The sequence below is a fragment of the Micromonospora sp. PRAS1 genome, from assembly GCF_059553435.1.
Window position 1 is genome coordinate 34,517 of the sequence record NZ_JCANNB010000020.1, and the last position, 12,008, is coordinate 46,524.

Here is a 12,008-nt window from a genome sequence, read left to right on the forward strand (position 1 = left end):
CCGCAGGCCGCCCCGGCCGAAGCTGCCGACAGACGCGAGGCGATCACGCACGGCGCTACGATCATCCGGTGAGCATTGTGCCGCCCGAGCCGATCGCGGGCGCCCGGCTGCTCTTCTCGCTCGATCCGGCGGTGAGCCATCTCAACCACGGCGCGTTCGGCGCGGTGCCGATCGTCGTACAGCGGGCCCAGCAGCGGTTGCGCGACGAGATGGAAGCCGACCCGCTGCGCTTCTTCACCCAGGGACTTGTCGACCGGATCACCCATACCCGCCGGCATCTGGCCGGTTTCCTCGGTGCCGACCCGGACGGCACGGCGCTGACCACAAACGCGACGACCGGGGTGGCGGTGGTGCTCCAGTCGCTCGGGCTACGCCCCGGCGACGAGGTGCTCACCACCGACCACGGCTACGGCGCGGTCGGGTTCTCCGTCCAGCGGGAGTGCCGCCGGACCGGCGCGACCCACCGGGTGCTGCGGCTGCCGCTCGGCGCCACGGCCGAGGAGGTCGTGCAGATCGTGCGCGCCGGCCTGCGGCCCGGGCGCACCCGGCTGCTCGTCGTCGACCAGCTCACCTCGGCCACGGCATGGTTGCTCCCGGCCGCCGCCATCGTCGGGGTGGCCCGGGAGCACGGGGTGTCGGTGCTGGTTGACGCCGCGCACGCGCCCGGCATGCTGCCGGCGACGGTGCAGAGCATCGGCGCCGACTTCTGGGTGGGCAACCTGCACAAGTGGGGGTACGCGGCACGGGGCACCGCCGTACTCGTTGTCGCCGAGGCGTGGCGGGAGCGGATCGAGCCGTTGGTGGTCTCCTGGGAACAGGAGGCGGGCTTTCCCGGCCGGATGGAGTGGCAGGCGACGGCGGACTACACCGCCTGGCTCAGCGCGCCGGTGGGGCTGTACGCGCTGCGCGGCCTCGGCGTCGACCGGGTACGCGCGCACAACGCGGCCCTGGCCGCGTACGGTCAGCGGGTGGTGGGGGACGCGCTCGGCGTGCCACCGACCGATTTGCCGGACCCCGGCGGACCCGCGGTCGCCATGCGGATCATCCCGTTGCCGGCGGGCCTGGCCACCAGTATCGACTCGGCGCGGGCGCTGCAGGCCCGGATCGCCGAGCGGCTCGCCACCCAGGTCGCGGTGATGTCCTGGAACGAGCGCGGCTGGCTCCGGCTCTGCGGGCAGGTCTACAACTCGCCGGAGGAGTACGAACGGCTCGCCGCCCGACTGCCCGCGCTGCTCGCCCAACGCTGACCCGGGGCGCCACCGCTGCCGCCCGGATGAGCCGGGCCGACGGCGCGGAGGTGCCGGTGCCGTCGAGGGGTAGCAGGCGCGCCCGGCCGAGACCGAGCAGGGCCAGCGGGTCATGGTAGTCATCCTCGCGGCGCAGTCCCCAGTGCAGGCAGGCGGCCTCCGGGCAGCCCGAATGGCCGGGCAGCAGGTGCCCCAGGACGGACCCCGCCGACACCGCCGCGCCGACCGGGACCGACGGCTGGACCGGCTCGTAGGTGGTCCGAAATCCGTCGGCGTGGCCCACGGAGATCACCGGTCGGCCGGCGACCGGGCCGGCGAAGAGGACTGTGCCGGCACCGGTCGCCCGGATCGTCGCGCCGGTCGCGACCGACAGGTCGACTCCCCGGTGACCGGAGAGCCATGGGCGGGGCGGTGGATCGAACCGGCGTACCGGCTGCGGGGCACCGTCCACCGGCCAGCGGAACGGACCGGCGGCCCTCGCCGGTTCGCCAGTCGGCGGCGTTGACTCCGGCGATGCCAGCTGCGCTGCGGCGACAGCCGGCACGACGAGCGGTATGACCAGGGCGCAACACAGCAGAAGGATGCGACGCGAGCGGAGGCAGGGCGACATGCCGGCCAGCCTGATCGACCGCCATGCCTCTTCGCTGCCCTGTCCCACTGAACTGTGGACAGCGGAGCGCTCTGTGGACAGCCCGCGCGAATCGAAGTGATCTGTTATGGCGATTCTTCTAGGCTCGGTCGCATGACCCGCGACTGGTATGCCTGGCACGACCACTACGCAGATCCGGCGTCCGCGTTGTCGCGCAGGTTGGCGGAACTACGCAGCCGGATCGCCGACGAGCTGGATCGGGCGTCACCCGGGCCGCTGCGGGCGGTCAGTCTCTGCGCCGGGCAGGGACGTGACCTGATCCCGGTGCTGGCGACCCACCCGCGCGGCGGCGACGTGACGGCGCGGTTGGTCGAACTCGACAGCCGAAACGCCGAGCTGGCCCGCGCAGCGGCTGCGGAGGCCGGGCTCTCCGGCGTCGAGGTGGTGCTCGGTGACGCGGCCCGCACCGATGCGTACGCCGGGCTGGCACCGGCCGATCTGGTCTTGGTCTGCGGCGTCTTCGGCAACATCTCCGACGCCGACGTGCGGGCCGTGGTGGGCCACTGCGCGTCGCTCTGCGCCACCGGTGGGGCCGTCTTCTGGACCCGGCACCGGGAGGAACCCGACCTGGTTCCGACGATCTGCGACTGGTTCGCAGCGGAAGGGTTCGAGCCGGTCGCGGTGAGCACCCCGGCGGAGCAGGTCGGCGTGGGAGTGCACCGGTTTCTCGGTACGCCACGACCGCTGCCGGCCGGAGTGGCGATGTTCGAGTTCGTCTGACACTCCTGCGGACGGAGCGCAGCAATGTGGACACGGCGTGGCGGGTGGGGGTCCGCCGAGGTGCGGGCGCCGAGGGGGTACGGAGCTCAGCCGCCGCCGAAACCGGAGTCGGCGGGCAGGGAAATGTCCGGCTTTTCCAACTCCTCGACGTTGACGTCCTTGAACGTCATCACCCGGACATTCTTGACAAACCGGGCGGGGCGGTACATATCCCAGACCCAGGCGTCGTGCATCTCGACCTCGAAGTAGACCTCGCCGTCGGAGTTGCGCACGTGCAGGTCGACCTGATTGGCCAGGTAGAACCGCCGCTCGGTCTCCACCACGTAGGAGAACTGGCGGACGATGTCGCGGTACTCCCGGTAGAGCTGGAGCTCCATCTCTGTCTCGTACTTTTCGAGATCTTCCGCGCTCATCCCACTCCGCCTTCCATGACCACATCTTCCCCCACCGGCGCCGGGGGCCGAGGCTGCTCGCCCAACGCCACGCCGACGGTACCCCCTACGGCGTCTGAACGCTCCATCGGCTCGTCCCGGCTTGCGCCCAGCGGTCGGCGCGAGCGCGGTGGACGGCTGTCGAGGCCGGTGACGGCTGCGACATTGACGTAGGAGAACCGGTGTTCCCGACACGGACCGCGATCACGTAGTGCCGCGGTGTGCTCGGCGGTGATGTACCCCTTGTGCTCGGCGAAGCCGTAGCCGGGATGTGCGGCGTCCAGTTCCACCATGATCCGGTCTCGGGTCACCTTGGCCAGCACGCTCGCCGCCGCCACGCAGGCCGCCACCCGGTCGCCCTTCCACACCGCCAACCCGGGCACCTCCAGGCCGTCGACGCCGAAGCCGTCGGTGAGTACGTACTCCGGCCGGACGGTGAGCGACGCCAGGGCCCGGCGCATCGCCGCCAGGTTGCACACGTGCAGCCCCCGGGCATCGACCTCCTCGGCCGGGATGACCACCACCGCGTACGCCAGCGCACGCGCCACGACCTCGTCGTACACCCGCTCCCGGTTCGCCGGGGTGAGCAGCTTGGAGTCGGCCAGCCCGTCGATCTCGCCACGCCGTCCCTCCGGCAGCACCGCGGCGGCGGCCACCAGCGGCCCGGCGCAGGCGCCCCGACCGGCCTCGTCTGCACCGGCGACGAACCGGAAGCCGCGCCGTTGCAGGGCCCGCTCCAGCGCGTAGAGCCCGGCCTCGCGGCGTACCACAGTGCGCGGCGGAGTCAGCACGCCGGGCCGACCTTCCGCAGCGCCGACCGCGTCAGCGCGTCGGCCAACACCGCCGCCAGGTCGGTCGGGTAGCAGCGCTCGCCGGTGGTGGTCAACTCCCGTGCCGACCACCAGCGATGGCCGTCCACGCTGCCCCGCTCCACCTCGCTGAACCCGGCCGTGTCGACCTCGTGGCTGGCCACCCTAACCAGGAAGAACTGCTGTTCCTGTCGGTACCACACCCGGTCGAAGGAGAACTCCGTCACGTCGGCGTGGACCGGCTCGCCGATCTCGGCCACCGTCAGTTGCAATCCGGTCTCCTCAGCCAGTTCGCGGGCGGCGCACTCGGCGTACGTCTCGCCCGGATCCAGGCCCCCACCCGGGGTGAACCACCACCGCCCACCCTCGGGACGAGCCGGGTCGAAGCCACGGAAGAGCAGCAACCGACCGGCCGCGTCGACCAGGAGCACGCGGGCGGCGCGCCTCGGGGTGTGGACCGTCACCGCACCAGCCTGCCAGACGCCGCCGACAACGCCCACGCCCCGGGTGACCCCGGTCAGGGCGTGGGAATCGCCTCGAACTGCTCGGGCACGCTCAGCAGGGTGGCCCGATTGATCGGCCAGAAGATCGTGAAGGCGCGGCCCACGACCTCCGACTCCGGGATGGTGGCCGAGGTGATGTTCTGCCCCGACTGCTGGTAATGCTCCAGCGAGTCGCCGGAGGCGGAGCGGTGATCCCCCATCACCCAGAGCCGGCCCGACGGCACGACGACGTCGAACTCCTGGTCCGCCGGCTTGTCCTGCTGCCCGTCGAAGGAGAAGATGTACGGCTCGTCCAGGGGCACCCCGTTGATCACCAGTCGGTCCTGCTCGTCACAGCAGACCACCCGGTCACCGCCGATGCCGATCACCCGTTTGATGAAGTCCTCGCCCGCCGGGTTGCCGCTCCACTCCATGGGCGCCTTGAAGACGATCACCTCACCCCGGTGCGGCGACCGGAAGTTGTAGACCAGCTTGTTGACCAGCACCCGATCGTCGATCTTGAGAGTGTTCTCCATGGACGGCGAGGGGATGAAGAAGGTCTGCAGTACGAAGGCGCGCACCAGCACCGCGACCAGGATCGCCACCCCGAGCAGGATGGGTAGTTCCTTCCAGAAGGAGTGGCGCGACTTGTCGGTCTGCTCGTCAATCACGGAAGGAGCCTACGTTGCCCGGATCCGGACCACTGCCTGGAACGCGCGAGAACGGATAGCGTGGCTGCAATCGGGAGAAGCAGGACGACACCTCCGGCGGGCGTGGGGCGCACCGGCGGGGCGGCACCGGCGGTGGTGGCGGCCGGCGGAGCGACGCTGCTGAACGTGTCGGGAATCGGCAGGGAATGCCAGCGGCTGGAGGGCCAGACCACCGCGAACGCCCGTCCCACCACGTTGTCGATGGGCACCGGGCCCTGGCAGCGCGCGTCCTGCGAGACCAGCCGGTGGTCACCGAGCACGAAGATCTGACCGGGCGGGATCACTATCTCCTCGAACCGCCGCGACCGGCACTCCTCCGGGTTCGGCGCCAGGTCCAGCGGCGAGTCCCGCAGGACGTACGACGACTCGTCCAGCGGCGTGCCGTTGACAAGCACCCGCCCCTGGTCGTCGCAGCAGCTGACCCGGTCGCCGGGCAGCGCGATTACCCGCTTGATGAAGTCCTTCTCGCCGGGGCGGCTGTAGCCGACCAGGTCGCCGACGGTGCGCCCGAGCTTGTCCGCGAAACTCGTCGGCGGTTCCGCGTCGACCTGCGGAACCCACTGGTCGGTGCCACGGAAGACCACCACCTCGCCCCGCTGCGGGTCCCGCATGGTGTAGACGACCTTGTTGACGATGACCCGGTCGCCGACGAGCAGGGTGTCCTCCATCGACCCGGAGGGGATGAAGAAGGCCTGGAGCAGGAACGTGCGGATCAGCACGGCGAGGCAGAAGGCCACGATCAGGAGCAGCGGCAACTCCTGCCACAACGGCATCTGGGGCCGGCTCCGCCGGGTGCGTCGGCGCCACGGATCGACCGCACCGTCGTCGTCAAGCGTCCGTACCACGCCCACTCCCCGGTCCGCAGAAACGACTACCGCCCGGCAGTCTCGTCGAGACTTCCCGGGCGGTAGTGGAGGTCACCCGCCACGCAAGGCGGGTCACCGCCGCGCTGCGCCCGTACGACCAGGGTAGTGCGATCTGGCCGGTACGGCATACGCGCAGCTCAGGCGGCGTGGCGCAGAGCAAGGTCAGCTGGGCTGCTTCTCGCGCAGCTCCTTGATCTTGGCCTTCTTGCCCCGCAGCTCACGCAGGTAGTAGAGCTTGGCGCGGCGGACGTCACCGCGGGTCACGACCTCGATCCGGTCGATCGCCGGGCTGTTGACCGGGTAGGTCCGCTCGACGCCCACACCGAAGCTGAGCTTGCGGACGGTGAAGGTCTCGCGCAGTCCGTCGCCCTGACGGCGGATGACCACGCCCTGGAAGATCTGGACCCGGGACCGGTTGCCCTCGACCACCCGGGCGTGCACCTTGACGGTGTCACCGGCGCGGAAGGCGGGCAGGTCGGTGCGCTTCGACTGGGCGTCAAGGGCGTCCAGGATGTTCATCGCGATGTCCTCGTGAGGCTCACGGCGCACCGTCATTCGGCGCGCGGATGGGTGATACTGATCCCCGGATGGTGGCTGGCGACGGACCGGCCCCGGCCGGGGATCCTCGCAGCCGTCTGCGGCGCAGACGTCTGCGGCAACCCCTCTACTCTGCCACATCCGCCCCGGGCACCTGAAATCCGGCCCGTTCCAGCGCTGCCACGTCCCGTTTGCCCAGGCTCCGTGGGTCGAGTGCGGCCAGCATGTCGGGCCGGCGGTGACCGGTACGCTCAAGCGCCTGGTCCCGGCGCCAGCGGGCGATCCGGCCGTGGTCGCCGGAGCGGAGCACCTCGGGCACGTCGAGCCCGCGCCACGTCGCCGGCTTGGTGTACATCGGCGCTTCCAGCAGCCCGTGCGCGTGCGACTCCTCGTCCAGCGAGCCGGCGTTGCCGAGCACACCGGGCAGCAGCCGGGTCACCGCCTCCAGGATCACCAGCACCGCCACCTCGCCGCCGAAGAGCACGTAGTCGCCGAGGCTGACCTCGGTCACCCGCATCCGGGTGGCGGCGTGGTCGAGCACCCGCTGGTCGATGCCCTCGTACCGGCCACAGGCGAAGAGCAGGTGCGGCTCGGCGGCCAGTTCGTGGGCCAGCGCCTGGTCGAACGGGACGCCGGCCGGGGAGGGCACCAGCAGCCGGGGCGGGGTCAGCTCCGGCGGGGCCAGGGCGTCCAGCGCCTCGCCCCACGGCTCGGGCCGCATCACCATGCCGGGCCCGCCGCCGTACGGGGTGTCGTCGACGGTGCGGTGCACGTCATGGGTCCAGCCGCGCAGATCGTGTACGACCAGCCGCAGCGTGCCGTTGGCCCGCGCCTTGCCGACCAGTGACAGGTCCAGTGGGGCGAAGTACTCCGGGAAGATCGACACGATGTCGACGCGCATCAGGGGTGCTCCGCGGCTCAGAGGTCGAGCAGGCCACCGGGCGGGTCGACCACCACCCGGCCATTGGCGAGATCGACCTCGGGGACGATCGCCTTGACGAACGGGATCAGCGCGGTACGCCCCTCGGGGCGACGCAGCACCAGCAGGTCGGAGGCGGGGGCATGGTCGATCCGGGCCACCTCGCCGAGGGGTTCGCCGTCCGGGGTGACCACGGCCAGCCCGACCAACTGGTGGTCGTGGAACTCCTCCGGGTCCTCCGGCGGGGCCACCTCGGCGCTGTCCACCGCGAGTAGGGTGCCGCGCAGCGCCTCCGCGACGTCGCGGTCCAGCACCCCTTCGAAGACGACAAGCAGCCGGCTCTGGTGCCAGCGGGCGGCTTCCACGGTCAACTCGTCGGGCACCTCGAACGGCACGCCGGGACCGGCGGCCGGGGGCGGCGCGCCACGCCCGCCGGTCACCCCCGGCATGGTGCGCAACACCATGCCGGGAGCGAACCTCGCATCGGGCTCGTCGGTACGCACCTCCACGGTGACCTCACCGCGGATGCCGTGCGGCTTGCCGATCCTGCCGACGATGAGCAGCATCAGTACGAGTCGACGATGTCGACGCGTACGCCGCGCCCACCGATGGAGCCGATCACCTGGCGCAGCGCCTTGGCGGTCCGGCCGGACCGCCCGATCACGGTGCCCAGGTCCTCGGGGTGCACGCGAACCTCCAGCCGCTTGCCCCGCCGGGAGTCGACCATCCGGACGCGTACGTCGTCGGGGTGATCGACGATCCCCTTGACCAGATGCTCCAACGCCGGCCGCAGTGCCATGTCAGGCCTGCTCACCGGAGTTCGCGGCCGGCGCCTCGGCCTTGGGCTCCTCAGCCTTCGGCACCTCGGCCTTGGCGGCCTTCTTCGCCGGCTTGGCCGGGGTGTCGGCCACGCCTGCGGCGGCCTTCGCCTCGGCCTCGTAGGCGGCCTTGCGGTCGGCCCGCTCGGGCGCAACCTTCAGCGGCGGCGGAGCCGGCAGGCCCTTGAACTTCTGCCAGTCACCGGTCAGCTCCAGCAGCCGCTGCACCGCCTCGCTCGGCTGGGCGCCGACGGACAGCCAGTACTGGACCCGCTCCGACTTGACCTCGATCACCGAAGGGTCTTCCTTCGGCTGGTAGATCCCGACGAACTCGATCGCCCGGCCGTCGCGCTTGGTGCGCGAGTCGGCGACGACGATGCGGTACTGCGGGTTGCGGATCTTGCCCATCCGCAGGAGCCGGATCTTTACGGCCACGGTTGTTTCGCTCCTGTTGCGATCTCACCTGCCCGGTGCGGGCGGTGTGCATGGGTGAGCGCCAACCGGCACAGTGGGGTTGGGCCGGAGACCGCTCGGGTGGACTGGCGACGCGCCCGGGTTAGAGGGCGCCGGACACGCGCCGGATACCAGCCAGCCATTCTGCCAGATCCGCCCGGGATCGCTCACACCGGACCGGTGCGGTTCCCCCGACGCGCACCGAAGGTGACCGAGGACACACCGACGGGCGGGCTCGGCGTCAGCGTACGGGGGGCCGGTCCCAGCCCTCCGGCAGGCGCTCGGGGGTGCTCCACTGGGCCGGCGGGACGAACTCGCACCAGGTGCCGTCGAACGGGAACTCGCCGGCCTCCGCGAGGGCGATCACCCGCTTGCCCTCGGCCCGGACGCCGGCCTCGTCAGCCACCCAGTAGTGCTCCGGGAAGGCCAGCCGCTCGGCGAACTCCTCCTCGTCCTTCCACTCCCAGCTGCGGTCCGGCCGGACCCACACGTCAAGGTCCTGGTCCACCATGTCGACCCCGGCCAGCCCTCCGTCATCCCACCGGACGCCGGGCTCCTCCAGGTTGACGTACCACCCGATGAAGCGCCCCTGCGCGTCCCGGAACCACCAGACCGAGTGGGCCGCACCGGTGGGCAGGAACTTCAGCAACGGTGGCCCGTTCCACCGGCCCTCGGCGAGGCGGTAGCCCGACGTGATCCACTCGGCGAAGGGAACGGCCCGCATGCCCAGCCCGGCCTCGGTCACCTCACCGGCGACCGGCGACCCCTCGGCCACCCAGAGCAGCAGGCCGCGCTCGTCGTCGCTCACCACCCGGGCCGGCCGGACCCAGCCGATCCGTCCCCGCCGCACGTTCCGGTGCACGACCAACCGACCCGGCTCGAATCTCACGCACCGACCCTACCGACCGGCACCGACCGGACGGTGGTCCATCGCGCCGAGTTCCGACACTCGAATTCCGGACGCAGGTCTAACGACCGGAGTCACTGAATCGCTACGGTGTGGGGTGCCGGCGATCGGCCGAACGGAAGGACGGTTCCGTGCCGAAGGACATGCAAGTGTTGCTGCCCAGCGGCGATCCGGTCTGGGTTCGGGTCACGGATCCGACGGGACCGGCCGATGTGGGCTGGTGGGACGAACGCGTACATCCACTGGAAGGGCTGGTGGAGACCGTACGCGCGGTCGCCGCGAGCGTTCAGGAGGGGCTGCGGGAGGCCCGGCCGAACACCGTTTCCGTCGAGTTCGGCATCACGGTCTCCGCGAAGAGCGGCCGGGTCCTGAGCGTCCTGACCGAGGTGGGCGGCGAGGCCAATCTGACGATCACGCTCGGCTGGCAGCGCGCCGACACCAGCACCGGCGGCCACCCCGACGAGGCTGGCGACCCGGCCGACCCACGTGCCTAGGTGATCGGGTCATGCACGGCGGGCCGGTCGAGGCGCACGATCTCAGGGCAGCCATGCGGGCTGCCGTCCTCGAGGTGCTCAACGGCGACGGAAGCCGCGGCGGGACGGCCTTCTTCGTCGCGCCCGGATACGCGCTTACCTGCGCTCACGTCGTAAACGGTCGGAAGGACGCCAGGCTTCGGGTGCGCTGGGAGGATCGTCTCCTCAACGCCCAGGTGGTACACACCGACCCCCCGCCAGACGGCTCGGCCAGCGTCTGGCCGCTGCCGGATCTGGCGGTGCTGCGCATCGACCAGGCACCGACGGAACACCCCTGTGTTTGGCTCGGCGAGCGACTGCCGCCCGAGGGTGAGGCGCTGTACGCGTACGGCTACGGCGGCGCGTACGGCAGCCCCGAGCCGACCCCGATGCTGCTCGACTCGGCCGGCGTACAGGGCCGTCCGGGTGCCCGGGCCATCCGGCTCCGCAACGACGAACTGCCGGCGGGCAGTTCGGGCAGCCCGGTGCTGAACGACCACACCGGCGAGGTGTGCGCGCTGGTGAAGACCGCACGGAGCGCCGATCTGCCGCACGGCGGCCTGGCGGTGCCGCTGGACCGGCTTCGGGACCTGCCCGCCGGGCTGCTCCGCAAGCTGTGGCAGGGCCACGATCGACATCACGCGGCGGATCCGAGCTGGGCGAACGCGATCGACCGGCTGCGCCACCGCCGCGTCGCCGGTATCCCGCGGGAGGTCATCGAGCTGCTGCACCCGGATTTCGTCCAGCCGGTCCTGCGGGCCACCGAGGAGGCGAAGCTGCGGGGGATACTGGCGCGACTGCCGGCGGCGCCTGACGCGCAGCACCTCTACGAGCAGGCGTGTCACGGCTGGGCGCCGAGCCCGGCCCAGCCGCTGCTGGACCGACGCGATGTCGTCCGAGCCCTCGACGACGTCAGCATGGCCCGCCGGGGTGAGCTGCATCCGCTGCTGATCTTCGCGAAGCTGCTGAGCCGGCACCATCCGGGAACGGACGCCGTCCGCCTCGACGAATGGGCTGCGGAACTCGCCGCCCGGCTCGGCCAGCACCGCCAGTTCCAGCAACTCGCAACGGGGCAGTTGCCCGCCCCGCGCTCGGGGATGCAGAACTCCGCCGGGCTGAGCGACCCACGATCGGTGCTCGTGGAGGTGACGCCGGACGGGCACGACCGGGAGCGCTACCTGCTCACCGTCTCGCTGTATCGCAGCCAGGACGACATCCGCAGTTTCGAGCAGTTCGACGAACCGATGGCGGCACAACGCCTGGCGGTGGTCCTGCCCGGGCTGCTGCGTACCGGATTGCTGCAGTTCAGTTCGGCGCACACGGTGATGATCGAGTTGGTCCTGCCGCCAGAGCTGCTGGACCTGCCGCTGGACGAGTGGTCGCTGAGCCAGGGCGACATCGCGCCGATCGGGTTGCGGCGGCCGGTGGTGGTGCGGATGTGGGACAACGGCGAGGGAATCAACACCGGGCCGGAGGCCGAGGCCCGGTGGAAGGCCGCCCAGGACGGCACCGCCGGCATCGATTTCGAGATCGTCGAATGCGGTACGGAGACCGACCCACAATGGTTCTTCGCCCAGCTCAACACCACCGGCCGCACGGCGGTGCTGCTACCCGGTCCGGCCCGCGACCGTCGGTACCAGGTCCTGCTGGAATCGGGGGCCCAGGCCGGGATGTCGGTGGCGCTCTGGAACCGGACCGGCTGTCCGGAGCACGGCCAACCGTCCGACGGGGAGAGCAGCCCCTGCCGGGGGTCCACCTTCCTGGCCGACCTCGCCAGGGAACTGCGTACCGAAACGATCGACTCGCTCCCACTGCGGGTCCGCAAGCTACGCAACGCCGCCGTGGCGGCTCGCGACGACAACCACTGCGGGCACCGTCTGGTCCTGCTCTGGGACAACCCCTTCCGGCACACCCGGGACGAGGCGTTCGAACCGCTGTGGTGACGCCC

The 12,008-nt window shown here is 71.2% G+C and carries 14 protein-coding genes and 2 pseudogenes; 4 read left to right on the forward strand and 12 right to left on the reverse strand.

Annotated features, from left to right (window positions below):
- The first annotated feature begins 68 nt into the window (after positions 1 to 68).
- Positions 69 to 1,247: an aminotransferase class V-fold PLP-dependent enzyme gene (locus AC507J_RS19405; RefSeq protein WP_496290590.1), complete on the forward strand. Its 1,179-nt coding sequence runs from the start codon at positions 69 to 71 to the stop codon at positions 1,245 to 1,247.
- 58 nt (positions 1,248 to 1,305) lie between these two features.
- Here AC507J_RS19405 and AC507J_RS19410 read toward each other — a convergent pair.
- Positions 1,306 to 1,857 (reverse strand): annotated as a pseudogene (locus AC507J_RS19410) (murein hydrolase activator EnvC family protein); the annotation flags it as partial.
- Between the two features lie 132 nt (positions 1,858 to 1,989).
- Here AC507J_RS19410 and AC507J_RS19415 point away from each other — a divergent pair.
- Positions 1,990 to 2,616: a methyltransferase domain-containing protein gene (locus AC507J_RS19415; protein WP_496290591.1), complete on the forward strand. Its 627-nt coding sequence runs from the start codon at positions 1,990 to 1,992 to the stop codon at positions 2,614 to 2,616.
- Between the two features lie 86 nt (positions 2,617 to 2,702).
- Here AC507J_RS19415 and AC507J_RS19420 read toward each other — a convergent pair whose 3' ends face one another.
- The 11 genes and pseudogenes from AC507J_RS19420 to AC507J_RS19470 all read right to left on the reverse strand — a co-directional run bounded on the left by AC507J_RS19420 (position 2,703) and on the right by AC507J_RS19470 (position 9,530).
- Positions 2,703 to 3,029 (reverse strand): DUF2469 domain-containing protein, encoded by a 327-nt coding sequence (locus tag AC507J_RS19420; RefSeq protein ID WP_496290592.1) that lies wholly within the window; start codon positions 3,027 to 3,029, stop codon positions 2,703 to 2,705.
- Positions 3,026 to 3,838, reverse strand: a complete 813-nt coding sequence (locus AC507J_RS19425; RefSeq protein ID WP_496290593.1) for a ribonuclease HII — start codon at positions 3,836 to 3,838, stop codon at positions 3,026 to 3,028. The genes AC507J_RS19420 and AC507J_RS19425 overlap by 4 nt, the downstream gene beginning before the upstream one ends.
- Entirely contained in the window at positions 3,832 to 4,320 is a 489-nt protein-coding gene (locus AC507J_RS19430; RefSeq protein WP_496290594.1) for an NUDIX hydrolase, read from the reverse strand. The genes AC507J_RS19425 and AC507J_RS19430 overlap by 7 nt, the downstream gene beginning before the upstream one ends.
- A gap of 53 nt (positions 4,321 to 4,373) precedes the next feature.
- Entirely contained in the window at positions 4,374 to 5,009 is a 636-nt protein-coding gene (gene lepB, locus AC507J_RS19435) for a signal peptidase I (RefSeq protein WP_496290595.1), read from the reverse strand.
- Positions 5,010 to 5,018: 9 nt separating this feature from the next.
- Positions 5,019 to 5,893: pseudogene (lepB, locus tag AC507J_RS19440) on the reverse strand (signal peptidase I).
- 183 nt (positions 5,894 to 6,076) lie between these two features.
- Positions 6,077 to 6,433, reverse strand: a complete 357-nt coding sequence (rplS, locus tag AC507J_RS19445; protein ID WP_496290596.1) for a 50S ribosomal protein L19 — start codon at positions 6,431 to 6,433, stop codon at positions 6,077 to 6,079.
- A 145-nt stretch (positions 6,434 to 6,578) separates the two neighbouring features.
- On the reverse strand, positions 6,579 to 7,352 hold the full coding sequence (gene trmD, locus AC507J_RS19450) for a tRNA (guanosine(37)-N1)-methyltransferase TrmD (protein ID WP_496290597.1): 774 nt from the start codon (positions 7,350 to 7,352) through the stop codon (positions 6,579 to 6,581).
- 17 nt (positions 7,353 to 7,369) lie between these two features.
- Positions 7,370 to 7,933: a ribosome maturation factor RimM gene (rimM, locus tag AC507J_RS19455; RefSeq protein WP_496290650.1), complete on the reverse strand. Its 564-nt coding sequence runs from the start codon at positions 7,931 to 7,933 to the stop codon at positions 7,370 to 7,372.
- Between the two features lie 2 nt (positions 7,934 to 7,935).
- Entirely contained in the window at positions 7,936 to 8,169 is a 234-nt protein-coding gene (locus AC507J_RS19460) for an RNA-binding protein (RefSeq protein ID WP_013732101.1), read from the reverse strand.
- Position 8,170: 1 nt separating this feature from the next.
- On the reverse strand, positions 8,171 to 8,623 hold the full coding sequence (gene rpsP / locus AC507J_RS19465) for a 30S ribosomal protein S16 (RefSeq protein WP_496290598.1): 453 nt from the start codon (positions 8,621 to 8,623) through the stop codon (positions 8,171 to 8,173).
- Positions 8,624 to 8,882: 259 nt separating this feature from the next.
- Positions 8,883 to 9,530, reverse strand: a complete 648-nt coding sequence (locus AC507J_RS19470) for a ribonuclease FAU-1 family protein (RefSeq protein ID WP_496290599.1) — start codon at positions 9,528 to 9,530, stop codon at positions 8,883 to 8,885.
- Between the two features lie 149 nt (positions 9,531 to 9,679).
- Here AC507J_RS19470 and AC507J_RS19475 point away from each other — a divergent pair, with 149 nt between their 5' ends.
- Positions 9,680 to 10,042 (forward strand): CU044_2847 family protein, encoded by a 363-nt coding sequence (locus AC507J_RS19475; RefSeq protein WP_496290600.1) that lies wholly within the window; start codon positions 9,680 to 9,682, stop codon positions 10,040 to 10,042.
- Positions 10,043 to 10,053: 11 nt separating this feature from the next.
- The gene (locus AC507J_RS19480; protein WP_496290601.1) at positions 10,054 to 12,003 is read left to right on the forward strand and encodes a VMAP-C domain-containing protein; all 1,950 of its coding nucleotides are present in this window, start codon (positions 10,054 to 10,056) and stop codon (positions 12,001 to 12,003) included.
- Positions 12,004 to 12,008 lie beyond the last annotated feature (5 nt).

Excerpts from the sequence above, each read along its gene's own strand:
- trmD (WP_496290597.1), bottom strand. The coding sequence starts at position 7,352 with ATGCGCGTCGACATCGTGTCGATCTTCCCGGAGTACTTCGCCCCACTG.
- AC507J_RS19420 (WP_496290592.1), bottom strand. The coding sequence starts at position 3,029 with ATGAGCGCGGAAGATCTCGAAAAGTACGAGACAGAGATGGAGCTCCAG.
- AC507J_RS19480 (WP_496290601.1), top strand. The coding sequence starts at position 10,054 with ATGCACGGCGGGCCGGTCGAGGCGCACGATCTCAGGGCAGCCATGCGG.
- AC507J_RS19460 (WP_013732101.1), bottom strand. The coding sequence starts at position 8,169 with ATGGCACTGCGGCCGGCGTTGGAGCATCTGGTCAAGGGGATCGTCGAT.
- AC507J_RS19415 (WP_496290591.1), top strand. The coding sequence starts at position 1,990 with ATGACCCGCGACTGGTATGCCTGGCACGACCACTACGCAGATCCGGCG.
- rplS (WP_496290596.1), bottom strand. The coding sequence starts at position 6,433 with ATGAACATCCTGGACGCCCTTGACGCCCAGTCGAAGCGCACCGACCTG.